At 69.3% G+C, this 20241-nt stretch carries 18 protein-coding genes and 3 pseudogenes; 2 read left to right on the forward strand and 19 right to left on the reverse strand.

What is annotated here, in order from left to right:
- The 4 genes and pseudogenes from ACIP63_RS34675 to ACIP63_RS34690 form a co-directional block, all read right to left on the reverse strand.
- A partial coding sequence (locus ACIP63_RS34675; protein WP_401523960.1) for a tetratricopeptide repeat protein occupies positions 1-2439 on the reverse strand: 2439 nt, incomplete at its 3' end.
- A gap of 488 nt (positions 2440-2927) precedes the next feature.
- The gene (locus ACIP63_RS34680) at positions 2928-4661 is read right to left on the reverse strand and encodes a DUF4158 domain-containing protein (protein ID WP_401523962.1); all 1734 of its coding nucleotides are present in this window, start codon (positions 4659-4661) and stop codon (positions 2928-2930) included.
- 120 nt (positions 4662-4781) lie between these two features.
- Positions 4782-5621, reverse strand: a pseudogene (locus tag ACIP63_RS34685) (Tn3 family transposase); the annotation flags it as partial.
- 1028 nt (positions 5622-6649) lie between these two features.
- A complete protein-coding gene (locus ACIP63_RS34690; RefSeq protein ID WP_401523964.1) occupies positions 6650-6826 on the reverse strand; it encodes a hypothetical protein in 177 nt (58 codons plus the stop codon).
- A gap of 227 nt (positions 6827-7053) precedes the next feature.
- Here ACIP63_RS34690 and ACIP63_RS34695 point away from each other — a divergent pair, with 227 nt between their 5' ends.
- The gene (locus tag ACIP63_RS34695; protein ID WP_401523966.1) at positions 7054-7644 is read left to right on the forward strand and encodes a hypothetical protein; all 591 of its coding nucleotides are present in this window, start codon (positions 7054-7056) and stop codon (positions 7642-7644) included.
- A gap of 80 nt (positions 7645-7724) precedes the next feature.
- On the forward strand, positions 7725-8261 hold the full coding sequence (locus ACIP63_RS34700; protein ID WP_401523969.1) for a DUF4240 domain-containing protein: 537 nt from the start codon (positions 7725-7727) through the stop codon (positions 8259-8261).
- A 252-nt stretch (positions 8262-8513) separates the two neighbouring features.
- Here ACIP63_RS34700 and ACIP63_RS34705 read toward each other — a convergent pair whose 3' ends face one another.
- From ACIP63_RS34705 to ACIP63_RS34775, 15 genes and pseudogenes are all read right to left on the reverse strand, one after another.
- A complete protein-coding gene (locus ACIP63_RS34705; RefSeq protein WP_401523971.1) occupies positions 8514-9365 on the reverse strand; it encodes a hypothetical protein in 852 nt (283 codons plus the stop codon).
- 218 nt (positions 9366-9583) lie between these two features.
- Complete coding sequence (locus tag ACIP63_RS34710) at positions 9584-10237, reverse strand: hypothetical protein (RefSeq protein ID WP_401523974.1); 654 nt, start codon at positions 10235-10237, stop codon at positions 9584-9586.
- 205 nt (positions 10238-10442) lie between these two features.
- A pseudogene (locus ACIP63_RS34715) lies at positions 10443-10901 on the reverse strand (MFS transporter); the annotation flags it as partial.
- A gap of 289 nt (positions 10902-11190) precedes the next feature.
- Positions 11191-11499: an antibiotic biosynthesis monooxygenase family protein gene (locus tag ACIP63_RS34720; protein WP_329239574.1), complete on the reverse strand. Its 309-nt coding sequence runs from the start codon at positions 11497-11499 to the stop codon at positions 11191-11193.
- Positions 11496-11819: an antibiotic biosynthesis monooxygenase family protein gene (locus ACIP63_RS34725; protein ID WP_401523977.1), complete on the reverse strand. Its 324-nt coding sequence runs from the start codon at positions 11817-11819 to the stop codon at positions 11496-11498. Before ACIP63_RS34725 ends, ACIP63_RS34720 begins: the two co-directional genes overlap by 4 nt.
- 2 nt (positions 11820-11821) lie before the next feature.
- Positions 11822-12571 (reverse strand): SDR family NAD(P)-dependent oxidoreductase, encoded by a 750-nt coding sequence (locus ACIP63_RS34730; protein ID WP_401523980.1) that lies wholly within the window; start codon positions 12569-12571, stop codon positions 11822-11824.
- Positions 12572-12602: 31 nt separating this feature from the next.
- Positions 12603-13340 (reverse strand): SDR family NAD(P)-dependent oxidoreductase, encoded by a 738-nt coding sequence (locus ACIP63_RS34735; protein ID WP_401524165.1) that lies wholly within the window; start codon positions 13338-13340, stop codon positions 12603-12605.
- Between the two features lie 12 nt (positions 13341-13352).
- Positions 13353-13811 (reverse strand): annotated as a pseudogene (locus ACIP63_RS34740) (SRPBCC family protein); the annotation flags it as partial.
- Positions 13812-13872: 61 nt separating this feature from the next.
- Positions 13873-15135, reverse strand: coding sequence for a ketosynthase chain-length factor (locus ACIP63_RS34745; protein ID WP_401523983.1), 1263 nt, complete (start codon positions 15133-15135; stop codon positions 13873-13875).
- Positions 15132-16412, reverse strand: coding sequence for a beta-ketoacyl-[acyl-carrier-protein] synthase family protein (locus ACIP63_RS34750; protein ID WP_401523986.1), 1281 nt, complete (start codon positions 16410-16412; stop codon positions 15132-15134). Before ACIP63_RS34750 ends, ACIP63_RS34745 begins: the two co-directional genes overlap by 4 nt.
- Positions 16409-16843: a cupin domain-containing protein gene (locus ACIP63_RS34755; protein ID WP_329239564.1), complete on the reverse strand. Its 435-nt coding sequence runs from the start codon at positions 16841-16843 to the stop codon at positions 16409-16411. The genes ACIP63_RS34750 and ACIP63_RS34755 overlap by 4 nt, the downstream gene beginning before the upstream one ends.
- On the reverse strand, positions 16840-17211 hold the full coding sequence (locus ACIP63_RS34760; protein ID WP_401523989.1) for a TcmI family type II polyketide cyclase: 372 nt from the start codon (positions 17209-17211) through the stop codon (positions 16840-16842). The genes ACIP63_RS34755 and ACIP63_RS34760 overlap by 4 nt, the downstream gene beginning before the upstream one ends.
- 92 nt (positions 17212-17303) lie before the next feature.
- On the reverse strand, positions 17304-19181 hold the full coding sequence (gene asnB / locus ACIP63_RS34765) for an asparagine synthase (glutamine-hydrolyzing) (protein WP_401523992.1): 1878 nt from the start codon (positions 19179-19181) through the stop codon (positions 17304-17306).
- Positions 19178-19717, reverse strand: coding sequence for a hypothetical protein (locus ACIP63_RS34770; RefSeq protein WP_401523994.1), 540 nt, complete (start codon positions 19715-19717; stop codon positions 19178-19180). The genes asnB and ACIP63_RS34770 overlap by 4 nt, the downstream gene beginning before the upstream one ends.
- A complete protein-coding gene (locus ACIP63_RS34775) occupies positions 19714-20166 on the reverse strand; it encodes a DUF1772 domain-containing protein (protein WP_329239553.1) in 453 nt (150 codons plus the stop codon). The genes ACIP63_RS34770 and ACIP63_RS34775 overlap by 4 nt, the downstream gene beginning before the upstream one ends.
- Between the last annotated feature and the right edge of the window lie 75 nt (positions 20167-20241).

A 20241-nucleotide genomic window follows, 5' to 3' on the forward strand; every position in this document is an offset into this window, starting at 1 on the left:
CAGAGTGTCGGGGTGGTCGGGGCCCAGCACCCGCAGCCGGTCGGCCAGCAGTTCCTCGTAAGCAGCCGCCGCGCCCACCGCATCCCCCGCCTCACCTTGCCAGTAGGCGAGCTCGTGGCGGGTGGCCAGAGTGTCGGGGTGGTCGGGGCCCAGCACCCGCAGCCGGTCGGCCAGCAGTTCCTCGTAAGCAGCCGCCGCGCCCACCGCATCCCCCGCCTCACCCCGCAAGTGGGCGAGGTTGCCACGGACCGTCTGGGTGTTGAGGTGGTCGGGGCCCAGCATCCGCACCAAGTCGGCCAGCAGCCCCTCGGTTGCGGCCACCGTGCCCACCACATCCCCTGCCTCCCCCCTCAAGGCACCAAGGTTGCTGCGGGTGGCCAGGGTGTTGGGGTGGTCGCGACCCAGCACCCGCACCAAGTCGGCCAACAGCTCCTCGGTCGCGGCCACCGCACCGACCGCATCCCCAGCCTCACTCTGCGAGGCAGCGAGGTTATGGCGGGTGAGGAGAGTGTCAGGGTGGTCGGGGCCCAGCACCCGCAGCTGGTCGGCCAGCAGTTCCTCGTAAGCAGCCGCCGCGCCCACCGCATCCCCCGCCCGCCTCCGGCAGGAAGCGAGGTTGCCACGGGCGGCCAGGGTGTTGAGGTGGTCGGGGCCCAGCACCCGCAGCCGGTCGGCCAGCAGCTCCTCGTAAGCAGCCGCCGCGCCCACCGCATCCCCAGCCTCAGCCTGCCAGTAAGCGTGGTTGCCACGGGTGGCCAGGGTGTCAGGGTGGTCGGGGCCCAGCACCCGCACCAAGTCGGCCAGCAGCTCCTCGGTCGCAGCCGCCGCGGCGGCTGTCTGGCCACTTTCGCCGAGGCTCTTGCCAGCGCGGAAGAACATCACGTGGCAAGCGGGCTGATACAGGGCGTCCTTGGCGGTGCGAGCGAGAGAGAAGGCGTTCGCACACATGGTCTGGGCAAGGCCGGTGTCGCGTTCAATGTCGGGCCAGGCGGCAGTAAGGGCGTCGGCGGCGGTAAGAGCGATCCGGTCATACTGGTCGGGGGTAAGCGTGTCACGCGTAGCGCGCTGGACAAGCTGGTGGACGCGGACGGCTTGGTGGGGGGTGTCAGGAGTGTGGTCGATCAGACTGAGCCGGTGGAGAGCCCGCAACACGAGCACACTCTCCTCCACCGAAACCAGGGCCGGCTGGTGGGCGCCACCCGTGCCAGGTGGGGTCCGATGGGCGATGAGGTGTGCGAGGGCGGGCTGACTAGTGAGGACCGTGGCGGGGATGCCGTTGGGGTCGAGGAAGGAAGCGAGGTGGAGCATGGGGCGGGCCAGGCCCGCCGGGCGAAGTTGGTCGGCGCGTTCGATGGACAGGGACCAAGTGGCGGCCACGGTGGCGGTCTGATCGTCGGGCAGTGCCCCGGGTTCCGGCAGCAGGTCGGCCAGTTTCCTGATCCGGTCGGCCAGCAGCTCCCGGTAGGAGGCACAGGTCAGGTCCGCGTCGATGATGTGGGCGGCGGCCTGGGCCAAGGCGAGGGGCAGGTATCCAAGGTCGGCGGCCAGACTGTTGATCTGATCGGTTGGCTCGTGACGGTCGTGCGCGGCAAGTACGGCGGTGAAGTAGGCGACGGCTTCCTGAGGGGTGAACAAGCCCACGGTTACCCGGTACCGGCCTGCTCCGGTCAGGGCGGCCTCTCGCCGACGCGTAGTGACCAGGGTGCGGCCGTAGGGGCTGGTGGGCGGCCACCAGCCGCGCATATCGGCGGGATCCGCGACATCGTCGAGTACGACCAGCCACCGGCACGGCTTCTGCTCGGCCTTGGGCTCCAGCCAGGCCAGGAACGCCCGTGCGGCCTGCTCCGGATCGCTGGGATCAGCGGCAAGGACCTCTACGCTGGCCTGTGCGTACCCGGCTGTGATTGCTGAGCGGCTGCTTGCGCTGATCCACACCAGTACGTCGACCTCGTCGTTGTCCCAGGCGGTGCGGGCGTAGTCGGCGGCTAGTTGGGTCTTGCCCACCCCGCCGGTCCCGGTCAGTACCTGGGTGAGCACCGCGGTGCCCCCGCTGTCGACCGCCGCGCGCAGCTGGTCGGCTTCGGCCCGGTGCTGGAAGGACTGGGCGCGGGGCGGGAGTACGCCGACTTGGTGTGGCCAGGTGGCGGGTGTGCGCGGTGCGGCCTGCTGCACCAGGGTGAAGCGGTCAATCGTCAGGTTCCCGGTGTTGGCCAGGCTGCCCTCGCTGGCGGTGGCGTCCCCCGTATGGCTCACGTGCACCAGGCTGGCGGTGCCTGGGTCCGGTCCTGTGTAACCGGTCACCGCCGTGGCGCCATCGGTGGCGGTGGCGGTGCCGGTGTCCGCGGCGGTGACCGACGGCTCGCGTTTTGCATCCGCGACCTCACAATCAGTGTTGGGGTCACCGCGCGGGTCGGGGGGGCGGTTGGACCATCGTGCCATCGGACGGAGACCTCCCACGCGTGCTCTGGCCGTTCCGGCTCGGTCAGCTGAAGTCGATACCTGTGCTTGCGCTGCTGCCAGGCCCGTCCGCAGTGGCGTCCCCGGTTCGCTCCGCCCGAATCGCCCCACTCCCGGCATCTTGCGGGCGTCGCACGCCGGTAGACGCCCGGCCTCCACCGGTGGCCTTGGCCTTCCCGGTATCGACCGCCACAACCCCGGGCTGTGGGGTGGCTGAGGACTGCATCAGTGCCCAGACCAGGGCGGCAATACCAGTGACGCCCTGGACTGAGGCGGCAACCAGCTGGCCGGTATCCGGGCTGTCCAGCAGCCAGAAGAATGGCGTCGACACGGTTAACATGACCGCCGTCACCATGACCGTGATCTTCCTACGTCGCGACACACCTGCCCCTCCCCGTAGCCGACGAACGTGCGCCCTCAGCAGTACTGATGGCCTCTAACTGTTAGCACAGGACGTCTCTGCACAACCATCAGTTCCCCACTCGGGTTGAAACCGCCCGTCCCTGCCGCAGACCGGCACAGGTGGCAGGGTCCGCAACCGCCCCGCTACTGTTTTGCCTGCACCTGCGAAGGCTCCGCCCTCTTCCGGTCATCATCTGCTCGCGCAACTCGTCGATGAAGTCGGCCGCGTCCAGGGGCTTGCGCAGCTCGCGGTAGTTCTCCTCGCGCCGTTCGGCGAAGTCCTGGGGCAGGTCCTCGTCGGGGTTGCGCCACTTGTCGGCACCGACGACCCAGATTTCTTTGCACTTGAGCTGGTCGCGCAGAGCCTGGAAGGCGACGACCTCGTAGACCATGCGCACCACCCGACGCCGACCGCGCTTGTCGGTGCGGTGGACGACCTCAGCCCAGCCCCCGCCCATCGCCTTGTGCACGGGCACGGTCTCGCCCAGCGGGTAGTACGTGGTGTTGCCCGCCGCCGCGTACCGGGCCACCAGCGCCAGGGCCTCGATCACCGGCCGGTGGGTGTGGTTGGACGAACGGAACTTCAGCACGTCCAAGAGCTTGATCAGCCCGCGCCGGTAGTGGTTGGTGTACGACGCCTTCAAGGTGGTCTGCACCGTGCGCCGGTAGACTGGGCCGCGGGTCTTGAACTCGTGCACCAGCTCGAGCAGCGTCTGCTCTCCGCCGGAGACCGCCGGGTAGACGACCTCGCGTACTGTGCCCTCCGGCTCGACGAGCGCCGCCTCGGCGAGCTTGAAGAGGATGTTCTCCTTGCCCGACACCTTCTTGAACGCGTTGACCAGCTGCTCGGTGACCTTCTTCTCCGCCCGCGCCCCGATCCGGTGCACCGTGGATATCAGCAGCTCCACCAGCGTGTCCGTGATCTCCCGCTCCCGCTCGTGCAGCAGCGCGGCCAGCAGCGTTACCCGCAGCGGCAGCGGGTGCGTCCGCAGGTGGGAAGGGGACTCCACCCTGGCCCGTGCCCGCCATCCAGCCACCACCTTCGGCGCGATGTCGATGAACAGGTCCGCCGGCAGCCCGACCGCGCGGACCGCGAGCAGCTTGTCGATCTCGGTGAGCATCGTCTCCAGGCTCACATTGCCCGGAGCCTCCTTGATCTTCCCCAGGACCGGCGGGCCGTCCTCACCGTCACCGACACCGACACCGACTACACCGGGTACGGCGTCTTCCTCCTGGTCGGCGCCGGCGACCAGGGCGACGATCCGCTCCGTGCTCTCGACCGTGATCCGCGCCGAGATCCTCGCCGTCAGCGTCTCCTCGGCCACTCGCAGCGCGGCGCCCACGATCCGGTCGCACCGGCCGGGGGTAGGCGGCTCAATGCTCTCCGTGCGGCAGCGGGCCAGCAGTTCCACCCGCACCTGCTCCGGCCGCCGCTCCTTGCACGCGACGTGCTCGGCGAGCCAGGCGGTCAGCTTGTCCGCATCCGCAACGCTGCACTCACGAAAGCCCAGGTGTCCGCGGATCTGCGCACGGTGGTACTCGACCGTCCGGCCGTTCCACTCGTACGCGTCCAGCTCTGCTGCGGGCACCTGCACCTGCCGGGCGACGAACTCCACCGCCTCGCCCGGCAACTCGAACCGGCCCCGGGGAAACCGGCCGTACTGCGTATAAAACTTCAGCAACACGGCAAAGCCCAGTCGCGTCGCACCACGCTTGCCGGACACGAGCCCCTGCTCGTCCTTCAACAGCGTCCAGTGCTCGACCAGGTCGTCCAGGTCCAAAGGGGTACGGGCCACGGTCATCGATCGTCCTCCCGGGGACTCACCCCGCGCAGCTGTACGACCCCGAACTCACCCACACGGGTGACACACTTGCAAGATCACCGCCGTTTGCGGCTGGTGACAGCGTTCTTACCGGCACCCCAACATGCGCAGCAGGTCGTAGGCGCGGACCTGATTGGTGACCAGAGAACCGGCGACCTTCAGCATGTCCGGCCAGTGCGTGATTACCTTGTTCAGGTTCACGCGGTTGCGGGCCAGGTCCTCCAGCGCGCCGTAGCTGCCCGTCTCTACGCCGGGCATCGTGGCCCGCCACAACCGCTGGTCGTCCAAGTCGCGGAACCGCGGGCTGAAGTTGTAGCCGAGGATCTTGAACAGGCCGAACACCATGTCGGAGTACGAGGCGTTGTCCGTCGCCACCATCTCCGGCTTCACGCCGCCGTCCAGGTTCAGCAGCGCGTCCAGGATGTGCAGGGAGTCGCGCGGGGTGCCGGGGACGACCATCTGCCCAATGCCCGCGACCTGGTCGTTGACGGCGTTGAGCCAGGTGATGCCCCGCTTGAACCCGAAGTACTTCGGCGACGGGGCCGCGCTGACCGTACGGACGGGGACGACGAACCGCAGCCCGTCCACCGAGGCGAGCAGTCCCTCGCCCCAGAACTTCACGATCGGCACCTCGGCCTGGGCGGTGATCAGCGCGGCGTTCGCCGCGGCGATGGTGTCGGCGCGCAGGCAGTACTGGTCGACGTGCACGAGCCGGGCCCGGGTCAACGCCTCGTAGCCAGGGTTCACTACCGGCGCCAGGCCGATGTTGCACGCCTCCGAGACCATCAGCGCGCCCACCGAGGTGGACAGGTCCTTCATCCGGATCGTGCCGTCCCCGAGGTGCACGAAGGCGTCGAGGAAGCCGGTCCAGGCGTTCACCTCGAACAAAAGGTCCGGCAGGTCGATCTTCGGGAGCATCTTCTCGACCCGTTTGCGCAATCAGGTCAGGGATTTCGCCTCGCCGAGCGCGCCGAGCTTGGCGGGCCAGCGCGGAGAGGGTGGCCGCCTCCGGTGTGGGCTGCAGCGGAATCTCCCCGCCACCCAGGCGCAGCGCGGGCATACCCAGCGCCTCGCGCAGCAGGTCGACGCACCGGCGGCGGATCTCGTTGGTCGCCTCCGATGTCGGCGGGAGACCGCCCTCGACCCTGCGGTGCCGTAGCGCTCCGGACTCCGCGAGCCGTACATACGGGCCGAGCGCCTCTTCTTCCAGGAGTCGCCGCAGACTGCGCCGGGCACAGTCGAGAGTCGTGTCCTCCTGTCCGGGAGCTCTGTCCGGACAGTCGAGAGTCCCGTGCATGACTGGGAGGCGTGGGTCAACCAGATGGTCAACCACGGTCAATCCGGGAAAGCGGTCGGTTCAGCAACAGCCCCTGTCCGACGTTTGCCCAACGCACGCCGGCAGTCTCATCGCTGTACTGATCTCAACTGCTGCACTGAGCACTCTTCGCTCGCCCTGGCAGGTCTGCTGCCTACGGAAAAGTGGAGGTCATCAGGCGCTCGGCCTGAGAAATACCCTCCAGGGTCGTAAGACGTTGGCCTAGAGGCTCATTTGTTCTGATCCTTCGATGCAGCGACTACCCGTCTCCTAGCGAAGACTTTTCGAGAAGGACCACTTCAGAATCAGCGAGCCGGAACGCCGCGATGAGTGGCCTCTGCTGCCCAGGCCAAGACGGACTTGAGCCTTCCACATGCGGCCCACCGATCCCGCGGTGACCCACGTCACTGGATGTTGCTACACCGGCGCCGCTTCGAAGGATTCCTACTCGGCAGGCGTCTCTGCGAACGCTGCACCCTCGCCGACACTCTCGCCCGCCTCCTCGACGACGGCACCGGGCACGTCGCCCCTCCGCTGCAACCGCTGGTCACCATCCTGCTGGAGATGGACCAGCCCAAGAGCCGCCTGATCTGGCTCCGCAACCCCAACGTCGTCAGTCTCCTCCACGGCTTGGCCGCCGGCGCCCTCCCGCTCACCCACGATGGGCCACCAGGAAACACCCTGGCGAACCATCGTCCACCTGTGTGACCTGCTGATGGACAGTGGCGCCCTGCCACGCGTCGACCGACAGCTCATGCTCTACCAGCGCTGGCTGACCGAACGGCTCGGCGTCATCGAGGATCCTGAACACTGTCGGCTTCTTCAGCATTTCGCCACCTGGCACCAGATGCGGCGCCTGCGGAGCAAGGCCGAGAAGGGGCCTCTGGGACGTTCCCAGACCGGCCAGGCGAGACAGGGAATCACTCAGGCCAGCACCTCCCTTTCCTGGCTCGCCAACCGAGGCCGCACCCTCGAACACTGCCAGCAGGCCGACGTCGACGCCTGGCACACAGAGAAGCTGGCCACCCGTCGCCCGGCCCAGACGTTCCTGCGCTGGTGCATGAAGACGAGCCGGATGCCTCGCCTCCCCTGCCACCCCAAGTCATCAACCACGACCAAGCGCCGCTGCACCAGCACCGCCGACTCGCCATTCTCCGGCGGACCCTCAACGACGACTCCCTGCCCCTGCGGGCCCGGGTCGCGGCCGCGCTCGTTCTGTTCTACGCGCAACCCGTCACCCGCATCGTCCGCCTCACCGTGGACGACGTCATCGACGACGGGGCCACCCTCACCGTCCGGCTGGGAGACCCGCCGTCCCCGCTTCCGGAACCCGTCGCTGACCTCATGCGGGCATACGTCCAGTCCCGCCAGCACTTGCCCTACGCCAACAGTAGAAGCTCACAGTGGCTCTTCCCCGGCCGCCAGCCCGGACAGCCCATAAATCCGGTCAGTCTCCAAGTCCACCTGCGAAAGATCGGGGTCCCGCCACAGCGCGGCAGGACCTCCGCGATCCGCCAACTCGTCCTCCAAGCCCCAGCCCCCGTCATCGCGAAGGCGCTCGGCTACCACGACAAGCCCGCCACCCGCCTGGTCACCGAAGCCGGAGGAACCTGGAGCCGATATGCACCCGGCGACCACACACGCTGACACGAGCGACGTGGCTGCTCTGATGGGCCGAGCTCCCGCGACCGGCCCAATGTCAGTACCTGGTGGCAGGCTCTGCCTCCATGAACAAGCAGCAGTTCTGGCAGCTCATTGAGGCAGCCCGCAATCAGGCGTCCAATCCGAACGACGGCGAAGCGGTCGCTCGCGAGGCGACCTCGCTGCTGGCCTCCCGGCCGGTCGAGGAGATCGTCGCAGCTGAGCAGGTGCTGTGGGACCTGATGGTTGACTCCTACACCAATCCTCTATGGGCCGCTGCATACATTGCCAACGGCGGGTGCTCTGACGACGGCTTCGACTACTTCCGAGGCTGGCTGATCACTCAGGGCCGTGAAGTCTTCGAGCGCGTAGCCGCTGACCCCGATGCCCTGGCAGAACTGCCCATCGTTCAAGCCACCGCAGCCGACGGCGTCGACCTGGAAGGTGAGGACATGCTGGGCATCGCCTGGAACGCACACATCTCGGCGACCGGTGATCAGCTTCCTGCGAGCCCACCCACCATCCGCTACCGGGATCTGGACCCCGCCTGGAACTTCGATTTCGATGACCACGACGAAATGACTCGTCGACTGCCCCGCTTGGCAGCTCTCTATCTGGAGTAAGCGGAAGCTCGCAGTCACAAGACGAGGTCAAAGAGCAGAGAGCGAGACTCCCTGACATCACTGTCCGTCACCCCATCAGGCCATGAACACGTCTCGGCTGGTGAATACACGACACCTCAACATGCGTGAATACCAGTCCCGAGGCCGTTCTCCGTCCGGCCCAGCCCAGAGGTGTCACAACTTCAGGGTTGGGCTGAACGTGACGCCGCTTGGTTCAGGTGAAGAATCGGCCGGCGTCGGTGAGCCGCTCCGTCACGGGCGGGGCAGGAGCAGTGCGCCGGGGCGCAGCGGTGCGCCGAAGACCTGTAGGACGAGGTTGCGGTGGGCGGAGTGCAGGGTGCGTACGGCGGCCCGGGTCAGTCCGGGCTTGGGTGGCTCCTCGCCGCCGCGGGGCCGGCCGGGCTTCGTGGGGATCCAGAGGTAGCCGGGGTCGGTGCCTTCGAGTTGCTGGGTGATGCCGGCGCGGACCTTGAGCCAGCGGCGCAGGATGTCGGCGGTGTCCTTGTCGAGGGGGTGGGGGCCGGTGTCCAGGCGGATCTGGGGGAAGGGCCGGTGCTCGAGGTCGACGTCGGTGACGTCCAGGCGGTGGAGGCCGGGGACGGAGCGGCCGGTCGCGGCGACGAGGGCGGCCACCGCGGCGGTGCGGATGGCGGTCGCGGCGTTGGAGCCGACGGGGCGCTTCACCGCGAGGGTGCGCAGCAGTTTGTGGGACTCCTCGGGCTCGAGCCAGTCGCCGTGGGCGGCGGGGGGCGTCTCCAGGCGCAGGGGGAGGCCGAGGTGTTCGGCGAAGGAGTTCCAGGTCTGGGCGCGGGTGCGCTGGGTGTTGCCGGCCGCCGCGGCGGCGGGGCCGGTGAGCGTGTTGCGGCTGCGGGTCCGGCCGGTGGCCGCGGCAGCGAGCCACGCTTCGGCGCGGGTGAGGTCCATGAGCTCGTCGACGGGGAGCGCGGTGGTCCGCTGCTCGCCGAGCGCGTGCTCCAGGTACTCGTCGAGGAAGTGGGCGCGCAGCCGTCGCGTCTCGTACGCGTACCCGCGGGCTTCGAGTGCTTCGAGGAAGTGGCCGATCGCGGTGGAGGCGTCGGCCGTGCGGGTGCGGTTGGGCGGCATGCGCCCCAGCGTACGGATCCTGGCCCCGGAATGATGGATAACAGCAAGAAGCCGAACAATGCCTCCTTCCCGTTCAGCTGCAGCTTTCGTATCGGTCCGTGTCGAACCGAATCGCAACGTCTTGGTCCGGTACGGTCATGACGCCCCTCCGGCCTCCCGGTGCAAGCCCCTGGGTCTCCTCCTTGCTTCTTGCTGTTATCTGCATGTGTTGAGACAGCTCAGACCGGCAGGGCCGGACGCAGACGCCGTGCAACGGCTGCCAGAGCGACACCGATCGTGAGCACAGCAGTACCCATCAGCAGGAAGTAGGCGGGCAGCGGGAGCACCGCGGTCAGCCGGTAGAGCTGACCGCCCAGCACCACACCGACCGCGGCGAACATGCCGTTGAGCGCGAGGAAGCGATTGGTGAAACCGGGAGGAGCGACCGCCGCGCTGAGTGCCAGACCGGCCGGGGCCAGGACGATCTCGCCGAGGGAGTAGAGCAGATAGACCGCGATCAGCCAGGCAACCGAGACCCGGTGCTCCTGGGCCAGCAGTGCGGCCCCCGCCATGACGACGAAACTCAGACCGGCCACGCCCAGCGCGCCCGCGACCTTCGTGGTCACCCCACCGCGCAGCCGCGTGACGAAGGGGGCCAGCAGCAGCACGAACAGCGGGTGCACCGACTGCATCCAGCTCGCGGGTACGTCGAAACCGAGAACGACGCGGTCGGTGTGGCGCTCCGCGAAGAGGGAGAGCACCGAACCGCTCTGCGCGAAGATCATCCAGAAGGCCGCCGACGCACCCATCACAACGGTGAAGGCAGAAAGCTGCTTGCCGCCCATGGACGTGCGGCGGCTCAGCGTCCGCAGATAAAGGAAGGGCAGAGCCACGGTGACCAGCCCCAGCACCGCCAGTACCGCGGTGAGCGGCAGCGCGCCGAGCGATACCGCGGTGACGGCGGCCGCGGCGACCGCAACGATGACGCCGCCCCGCCGGACTGCCGTACGGGCTTTTCCACGCGAGACGGGACGCGCCGGACCTCGGCCGATCCCTTCGAAGGCGCGCATCCCCGATGCCGAACTGAGCCAGGCCCGCTGCCATACCGAGGGCGGCTGCGGCGAAGCCGAGGTGCCAGGTGACCTTCTCCGCCAGCAGTCCGGTGACGACGGGGGCGACGAGCGCGGAGACCTGGATGCACATGTAGAAGCGGGAGAACGCCTCCTCCCGCTTCTCGGCACCACTGACAGCAGCCACCATGGCGGCCAGCGAAGGCTTGGACAGGCCGGTACCGACGACGATGAGCAGGAGTCCGGCATAGAGCGCGGGAGCGAGGGAGAGGGAGAGGACGGCGTGTCCGGTGGCGATGAGGCCGCCGCCGAGAAGCACGGCCCGGCGCGCGCCGAGCACCCGGTCGGCGAGCCAGCCACCGGGCAGGCCGGCGATGAAGCTCAAGGACATGTAGGTGGCGAACACGGCGGTGGCGGTCTGCGAGCCCATGCCCAAGCCACCGTCGGCTGGGACCGCGGTGAGGTAGAGGACCAGGATCGCGGCCATCCCGAAGAAGCTGAACCGCTCCCAGAGATCCACGCCGAGCAGCGTGACGAACGCCCGTCGGGTCTGGGGCACGGGGGCAGCGCCGCCGCGTGACGGGAAGGAGTGCCCGCCTGTGCCGGGCTGCCGGCTCCCTCCGGTCGGGGGCGGTGGTGCGCCCGTGCTGTGGTCGTGCGTCCGGCTCGGGCTCTCCACGCTCTCTCCTCCGTGCGATGTCGGAGCACCGGATCGCCGTGCGGGGGCTCCGGGGAAACCACGAGTGCCTCCCCGGAGCCCCCGCACGGGTCCGGCCTCAATAACTGGCGAGGACCTTGTAGATCTCGAACGGGCGGGCCCGCTCGGTGTCGCGGAACTCGCGCAGAAGTGCCGTCTGGCCCTTGTGCTCCGGGCCGCTCTCCCACTTCTCGAAGGACTCCCACGTGTCCCAATGACTCACCACGACATAGGAGTCGGGGCGGCCGAGTTCGCTCATCAGCTGGTTGCCCAGCAGACCCGGGGTGCCGGCCATACGGCGACTGGTCTCGTGGTAGGCCGCCAGAACGTCCTCACCCCTGGGGGACAGGTGATAGAGCACCACTTCCACAGCGGGAGCGACCGTCATGCGGCTGTCCTCGAGAGGCTCGCGACGATGTTCATCGTCGCCATGGAGCCACCGCTGCGGTACGGGTGCAGCTTGGTGCGGTGCTGCAGGTGGGTATCGCTGGTCTCGAACCGGCGGAACTGCGGTTCGTCGACCCAGTCGCTGATGATGTAGTAGATGTCGTCCTCGTCGACGGTAGTGCTCCTGGACAGCCACTGGCCGCGGTTGGCCGGGTGGCTGGTGACCGAGCCCCCGACCTCCTTCCACACCCGCTCGAAATCGGCTTCCATGCCGGGCTTTATCTGCATGCGGAGCATGACCCGGAAGGTGGCGTCGGACACGGTCAGATGCCTCCGTCGACATTGAGGGTTTCACCCGTGACATACGCCGAGAGGTCGCTGAGCAGGAACAGGACCGGTGCGGCGAGCTCGTCGACCCGGCCCAGCCGCGCCAGGGCCGTCTTCTGGGCGTACGTCGCCCGCAGGCCCTCGGCACGCTCGGCAGGCATGGAGTCGAAGGCCTCGGTCTCGATGACGCCCGGCGCCACGACGTTGACCCGGATCCCCTTGCCGCCCAGCTCCTTCGCGAGCGAGCGGGTGAGGCCGATCATCGCCGCCTTGGCCGCGGTGTAGTGGGCGCGCAGCGGAATGCCTGCGGCTGCACCGCGTGAACCGATGTTGATGACCGATGCGCCGGCCCCCAGCAGCGGCAGCGACTGCTGAATCACCCGGTAGGCAGCCGTCAGGTTGGTGTCCAGGACGCGCGACCACTCGTCCGGCGGGAGCTCGGCAAAGGGTATGTGGCTGATGACACCGGCGTTGTTGACGATGCCGTCGAGCTTTCCGTACTTCTCCTTGGCCCTCGCCACCAGCCCATCGACCTGTTCCAGGTCGCCGATGTCCGCGCGTACGACCTCGTGGTCGCCGCCGGTCCCCTTCAGTTCCCGGCGCAGGCTCTCGACGTGCTCGCTGTCGTGCACGTAACAGGTCAGTACGTCAGCGCCGGCGCGGGCCGCGGCGAGCACGATGCCGCGCCCGATGCCCCTGGAGCCGCCGGTGATCAGAAGCTTCTTTCCCTGCAGTCCGAGTTCCACGTGTCTGTCCTTTCCGTGGTGCGACGGTGGCTCACACGCAGCCGTCGACGTGGATGTTCTGTCCGGTGATGTAGGAGGCTTGGTCGCTGATCAGGAAGAGCACGACATCGGCTATCTCCTGCGGGGTGCCGAGGCGACCGAGGGCGGCGAACTTCGAGAAGACCGCACGCTGCTGGGCGGCAGCCTGGGGCGGCAGTTCGTCGAGTGCCTCGGTGGCGATCCGGCCGGGCGAGACCGTGTTGACCCGGATGCCCTGCGGTCCCAGTTCGCGGGCCAGGGAACGGGTCAGGCCGACCAGGGCCTGCTTGACCGCGGTGTAGTGGACGCCCCCGGCCATGCCGATACGCGCCACCGTGGAGCCGAGGTTGACGATCGACGCGCCCGTGCCGAGCAGCGGCAGCACGGCCTGTGTGACCTGGTGGGTGCCGGTGAGATTCGACTGCAGCGCCGTGGCCCACGCCGCGTCGGTCAGCTCCGCGTAGGGCACAGGCGCGAAGTCGCCGGCGTTGTTCACGACCGCGTCGAGACCTCCGAGCAGCTTCTCCGCCCGGTCCGCCAGCCGCCGGGCGCCGGAAGCCTCGCTCGCGTCCACCCGCAGCACGTGCTGGGTGCCGGGCAACGGCGCGAGCTCCTTGGCCAGCGACGTGACGTGGTCGTTCTCCCGGCGGTAGCAGGTGACCACGTCGGCACCGGCGCGAGCGGCGGCGAGCACGATGCCGCGCCCGATGCCCCTGGAACCGCCGGTGACCAGGATCCGCTTGCCCGCCAGGTCCGCGAACGGGGTGCGCCGCGCACGGGCGTCGGCCTCGATCCTGGACTTGATGACCTCCATCTGGACCAGGCTGTTGCGGTTGATCCGGTCGGTCATGCCCTCGTCGTCGAGCGGTGCCCCGTCCTTCATGTGGAAGTCCTGGGTCCACTGCATCCGAACGCCTTCGTCGGTCTGGGCGTACTCCCAGTGGATGTTCATGTACTCGAAGGGGCCGGTCTCGACCCGGTGGGCACGGACGGTGCGGGTCGCCGCGTCGGTGGTGCGCCGAGAGACCCAGCTCCAGACCTTGCCGTCCTCGTCCGGATGCAGGGCGAGCCGGAAAGTGACGGTGGAACCGTCCTGCTCCAGGATCTCGGCGACGGAGTACTCGCTGAACAGCTCGGTCCAGGACGCCACGTCGTTCGTGCGCTCCCAGACCAGGTCCATCGGGGCGTCGATGACGACGGAGTTGCGGGTGTGGCCTGCCATCAGACTCGGGCCTCCTCGGTAGGTTCGCTCATGACTTCCTGCCTTCTCCGTTGCGGACGGGTCACTTGGTGTGGTCGGTGCGGTTGCCTGCGTCCACGACCAGGGCGGAGGTGAAACCGCCGTGGCCGCGGGCGAGAACCACGGCGGTGCGGGCAGCGGTGTGCCGCGGGCTGCCGACGACCAGGTCGATTCCCAGGCCGGGTGCGGGGCGGTCGACGCCGGGGGTGTGCGGGATCACGCCGGCACTCAGGCTGAGCAGGGCGGTTGCCACGTCCAGGGGCGCCCCGCCCGCGTACAGCCGGCCTGTGAGGGTCTTGGGGGCGGTCACCGGTACCTGTCCGGCGCCGAACACCTCGTTGATCGCGGCGGCTTCGGCATGGTCCAGATCCGGCGTGCCCGCGGCGTCGGCGAAGACTGCGTCGACGGAGTCCGCGGTGATCCCGGCGTCCCTGATCGCCCGGCGGACGACGGAGGCCAGGACGGGCGGGCGGCCGGTGCCGGGCAGCGGGTCGAACCCCGCCGCGTAACCGAGGATCCGCCCGTAGTGCTGGGCGCCTCGCTCACGGGCGCCCTGTTCGGTCTCGACGAGCAGCATGGCTCCGCCCTCGCCGGGAGCGTAGCCGTCGGCGGCCTCGTCGAAGGGCAGGTACGCGCGCGCCGGGTCGTCCGTGGTGGACAGCGCGCCGGTGGACAGCTGAGCGGTCAGGCCGTACGGGCACAGTGAGGCGTCCGTGCCACCGCTCAGGACCAGGCGGGATCCGGTGTCCAGCAGCCGCCGGGACTGGCCCAGCGCGTCCAGGCCGCCCGCCTGTTCGGCGCAGACGACTCCGCAGGGCCCGCGCATGCCGTGGCGGATGGAGACCTGGCCGGTGGTGGCGGCGTAGAACCAGGCGATGGACTGGTAGGCGCCGACCCAGGCCGGGCCCTGCTGGTAGAGCTGCTCCATCTCGTGCTGGCCGAACTCGGTCCCGCCGGAGGAGCTCGCGGTGACCACGGCCATCTCGAACTCGGGCAGCTGTTCCGGATCGGCGTCCGCGTCGGCGAGGGCCGCCTCGGCCGCGGCCAGGGCGAAGTGGGTGAACCGGTCGGTCCGGTCGATCAGGCCCCTGGGTACCTGCTCGCCGACTGCGAAGCCGGGCACCTCCCCGGCCACTCTGACCGGATAGTCCGCCGGGTCGAACCGGGTGATGCGGCCGAGACCACTCTTGCCGGCGAGCACGGACTCCCAGTGCCGGCGGACCCCGATGCCGGTGGGGGCGACCACGCCGAGACCGGTGACGACCGCCGGGCGGCGACGTCCTTCGGGTATACCGAGCGCGCTCATGCCGCCGCCTTCTTCCGGCTTCCCGGGCGGCTGAGGATCATGGCGCTCTGGAAGCCGCCGAACCCGCTGCCGACGCTCAGGACATGGTCCATGTGGTGCTCCCGGGCGGCGACCGGCACGTAGTCGAGGTCGCACTGGGGGTCGGGGACCGTGAGATTGGCCGTCGGCGGCACGACCTGGTGGCGCAGGGCGAGTGCGCAGGCGGCCACCTCCAGGGAACCGATCGCGCCCAGCGAGTGCCCGATCATCGACTTGATGGAGCTGACCGGGATCTCATGAGCGCGTTCTCCGAGGCTCCGTTTGAAGGCGGCCGTCTCGTGCCGGTCGTTCTGCTTGGTACCGGAGCCGTGCGCGTTGATGTGGTCGATGTCGTGCGGGTCGAGCTGTGCGCGCTGCAGGGCGACCGTGATGGCTTCGGCCATCTCACGGCCGTCGGGCTTGAGTCCGGTCATGTGGAAGGCGTTGGAGCGGTTGGCGAAACCGACCACCTCGGCGTAGACGGTGGCGCCGCGGCGACGGGCCGACTCCGCTTCCTCGATCACCATGACCGCGGAGCCCTCGCCCAGGACGAAGCCGTCGCGGCGGCCGTCGAAGGGGCGGGACGCGGTGCCGGGGTCATGGTCGGTGTTCGGTGTCGTGGCCTTGATCGCGTCGAAGCAGGCGGAGGTGATGGGCGACAGCGGGGCATCGGTGGCGCCCGCGAGGACGATGTCGGCGGCGCCCTCCTCGATGAGCTGGACGCCGTGGGCGATCGCGTCGAGGCCGGAGGTGCAGCCGGTCGAGATCAGTGCGACGGGACCCTCTGCCTGGGCCCGCCAGGCGACCTCGGCCGCCAGTGTGCTGGGGACCATGTAGCCGTACAGGTGCGGGACACCGTAGGTGTGGTCGACGAGCCAGTTCCTGCCGCCGTCCGACAGGACCGCGTATTCGTCCTCCAGGCCGGTGGTGCAGCCGACGGCGCTGCCGATGCTGACGGCGGTCCGGCCGGGATCGCCGGCTGCGATGTCGAGGCCGCTGTCCTCGATCGCCTCCTGGGCCGCGACTACGGCGAACTGGGCGGCTCTGTCCATCCGGCGCACTTCCTGGGGGCTCAGGCCGGCGGCCACCGGGTCGAAGTCGCACTCGGCGGCGACCTGGGAGCGGAACTTCGACGCGTCGAACAGAGTGATCTGCCGGGTGGCTGTACGGCCGTGCGAGAGCAGGTCCCAGTAGGCGTCCCGGCCTATGCCGCCGGGGGCGACGGCGCCGACCCCGGTGATGACGGCGCGACGGCTCATCGAGCTCCTCCGACGTCCGGGTTGCTGCCGTTCTCGACGAGCGGGGCTTCGGTGTCGACGTGTCCGAGTTCCGGGCGGGGAGCGAGCGGGGACAGGTGGAAGACCACCTGGGCCGGCTCCGTGCCGGTGTTCACCAGGCGGTGGCGCATGTTGATCGGGACCAGCAGCGAGTCACCGGGGCCGATGACGACGGGCTCACCGTTGAGGGTGATCTCCAGCTCGCCGGTGACGACGTGCAGGAACTCCTCCGAATACGGGTGAAGGTGCTCGGTGACGTGCTCGCCCGGTGCCAGCCGTAGCGTGCCGCCGAAGCCGGAGGTGCAGCTGACCGTGCGGGGGCTGAGGGTGATGCGGATGTCGCCGCCGCGCTTGCGGTTGGGGACGACCTCTTCCAGGTTGACCTTGGTGGGAGTGCTCGCTGCGGTCGTCATCGGCCACCGCCCATGTTCGGTGTGGACGGCTGGGTGACGACGGGACCGCTGTCGGGCGTCCAGGAGTAGAACGGAACGGCCATCGCGTCACGTGGCTCGCGCCAGTCCGGGTCGTAGGGGGAGATGAACTCCTGGAGCCGGGTGTTGACGTCGTTGTAGAGCGGGTGGCTGCGCGCCTTGTAGAGGTTGGGGCTGATGTCCTGCTCCGCCTCGACAAGGTGGAAGTACAGGCCGTGGAAGGCGAACAGGGTTCGCCGGGAGACGCCCACCATGTGCGGCAGGTCGGTGCTGTCCGAGTCCGCGAAGACCTTGCCGACGCCCTCGGCGTCGGCGAGGTTCATCCTGGCCACGATCAGTGTGCGGTGCACGTTGCCCTCCTGGCTTCTTCGGTCGTGGTCCCACCCTCGTGGGTGGTTCTCAAAGCTGTCTTGAAGCGGCCTGGACCGGCGGTCCGGCGACGTCAGAGCCGCAGGTCGATCCGGTATTCGGTCAGCCAGGTCTCGAGCTGGAGCACCATCTCCATGCTGGCCCTCTCGACCCAGGCGAAGGCACCCTGCGGGGAGCCGTCGGCGGTCAGCGCCTCGGCGGTGGTGGTGGTGTCGAGCAGGCCGGCGACGGCTGCGTCCCGGTCGGTGGCCAGCTCGGCGAAGCGGCGGCGCACGAAGTCGCCGTAGGCGGCTTCCTGCGTGGTGGGGTAGGCGCTCTTCCTGCGGTGCAGGACGGCGTCGGGCAGCAGGTCGGCGACGGCGGAGCGCAGCAGGCTCTTCTCGACGCCGTCGACCCGTTTCATGGCAGCCGGCACGTTGTAGACGTACTCGACGAGCGCCCGGTCGCAGAACGGCGGCCGTAGCTGCACGCCGTGGGCCATGCTCATACGGTCGGCGCGGTCGAGGTGGGTGGGCGCCCAGCGGGTCAGGGCGAGATAGGTGACCTCACGGGCCCGGCGTTCGGCGGGGGTGTCCCCGTCGATGTGCGGCACCTCGGTGAGGGCGTCCCGGTAGTGCTGGTCCGCGTAACCGAGGAAGTCCAGTTGCTTGCGCAGCTGTCGGTCGATCATGGAGGTTCCCAGTCCGCCCGCTGCCGCGTCATGGCCTCGTTCGAAGGAGACCCAGGGGAAGGTCTGCGAGTTGCTGTGCTTCTGGTCGTACGCCCAGAAGTAGCCGTTGAAGACCTCGTCCGCGGTCTCGCCGGAGAGCACGGCGGTGAACCCTGCATTGCGGAGCCGGGCGAAGAACTGGATGAGGGAGACGTCCATGTCGCCGAGCGGCGAGGGGGCGTCCTGGCTTCGCAGGGCGGCGGCGTGCACCTGGGGGTCGGTGAGGGCGGCCGTGTCGAGCAGGATCTCGGAGTGCTGGGAGCCGATGTGCCGGGAGGCGAGTGCCGCGAACGGCGCGTCGGGCGTGGAGCGCATCGTGGGGTGGGGCTCGAAGTTCTCGGTGTAGCCGGTGAAGTTGACCGAGAAGCTCTGCAGCGGCCCGGCACCGCCGGCGGCAAGGTTTTGGTGGGCGAGGGCGGTCAGAGCGCTGGAATCGATGCCGCCGGAGAGCATGGCACCCACGGGGACGTCGGCGCGCAAGTGGGAGGCGACAGCTTCGGCGAGCAGGCCGCGGACGGTGGTGATGGTGTCCTCGAGGCCGTCGGTGTGCTGCCGAGCGGGCAGCGACCAGTACCGCTGCTCCTGTCTGCCGGGGCGGCGGACGATGAGCGCGTGGCCGGGGACGACCTCGCGCATGCCCCGGAAGACGGCGGTGCCGGGCTTCCGGCTGTGTGCGAACAGCTCGCGCAGGCCGTCGGCGTCGACCACCGGCTCGACGCCGGGGTGGGCGAGGATCGCCTTGGGTTCCGACCCGAACAGGACTCCGTCGTGGGTCGGGTAGTAGCTCAGCGGCTTGACGCCGAGACGGTCGCGGGCCAGCAGCAGTTCCTGGGTGCGTACGTCCCACACGGCGATCGCGAAGAGGCCCTCGAGATGGGTGAGAAAGCCTGCTCCCCATTCCAGGTAGGCGTGCAGGGCGGTCTCACCGTCGCCGCCGCCGGTGAACCGGTGCCCCCTCGTGGCCAGTTCGCCTCGTAGCTCGGTGTGGTTGGTGAGGGCTCCGTCGAGCGTGAGGACGGCGACCGTGGCACCGCCTTCGGTGGTGTGGACGGCGGGTTGCGCGCCGCTCACCGTCACGTCGAGCAGGGCCAGGCGCCGGTGGGCGAGGGCGGCGTGCCCTTCGGCCCAGATGCCACGGCCGTCGGGGCCGCGGTGGGCGAGGGCGGCCGCCATGGCCTCGACGGTCCCGGCCTCCGGGGACAGGTCCCGCTCGAAGTCGACCCAGCCGGCGATTGCGCTCATCGGGAGGTCCTCTCGTTCGTGATGGATTCGTCTGTGGGGGTCACGGCCACCAGGGCGAGCGGAATGCCCGCGGCGGCGGCCCGGAAGTCGGCCAGGGTGGGGGGCGCGGCGGTGGGGACCACGACGATGCCCAAGCGCCGCTGGGCGGCCTCGGCGCCGTAGCGTTCGTACAGGTCGTGGTATCCGCGTGCGGTCTGCTCGAGGTCGGTGACCAGCGCGAAGTGAACAGGCGTGCGGCGGCCACGCCAGGTGATCTCTCCGGGTGCCCCGTCGGTGAAGTTGTGGCGCCATGCGCTGCCGGTGGCGACGAAGAGGGCGCCGCCGATGCGGTGCACGCCCGCAGGCACGGTGTGTGCGCGGCCACTGCGCCGGCCCGTGAAGTGCAGCAGGGCAAGGTGTTCGGCGACCGGGCCCGGCTCCGGACCGGTGAGGACAGCGATCATGCGGGCGTTGGCGGCGGCCTGTTCCTCGGCGGCGGGCAGGGCCCGGAAGATGCTCAGCCCCGCCGCGGGGCCTGCTCCGGTCCCGGCGGTCATGAGAGCACCACCGCGGCAGCGGTCAGGGAGCAGCCGATGACGGCGAAGCAGGTGCGCAGCAGGTGCCAGTCACGCCACTGGATGCGCGGGTCCTCCCAGCCCGGCCCGAGGTCTTCGGGCTGCGTCTTCTTGACCCGGTTGTTGATGGGTACGTTGCGGGTCTGCGAGACGACGGCGACGCCGGCCATCGCCAGGGCGCCGGCGATGAAGAGCACGCGTGGTCCGCTCTCGTCGGCGCCGACGGCGAAGGCCGCGTCGATGACGACGGAGCCGCTCACGATGAACGGCATGATGCGGTCGTACCGCTTGCCGAGCAGCTTGTGGGTGTCGACGTAGCGCTCGGGCGGCATCGCGATCAGGGCGGGCATGACGCTGACCGCCACGGCGAACAGCACCCCCGCCACCAAGCCGGTGCCCAACAGCACCAGCACACTCAGGGTTTCCACCACGTCCCTGGTCCTCCCGTCCAGCAGGGGTCAGCAGCGCTCCGACGGTTTCAGCCGGGCCTCGCGTGCCGCTCGAAG

The sequence above is a fragment of the Streptomyces sp. NPDC088746 genome (genome assembly GCF_044751065.1).
Classification (GTDB): domain Bacteria; phylum Actinomycetota; class Actinomycetes; order Streptomycetales; family Streptomycetaceae; genus Streptomyces.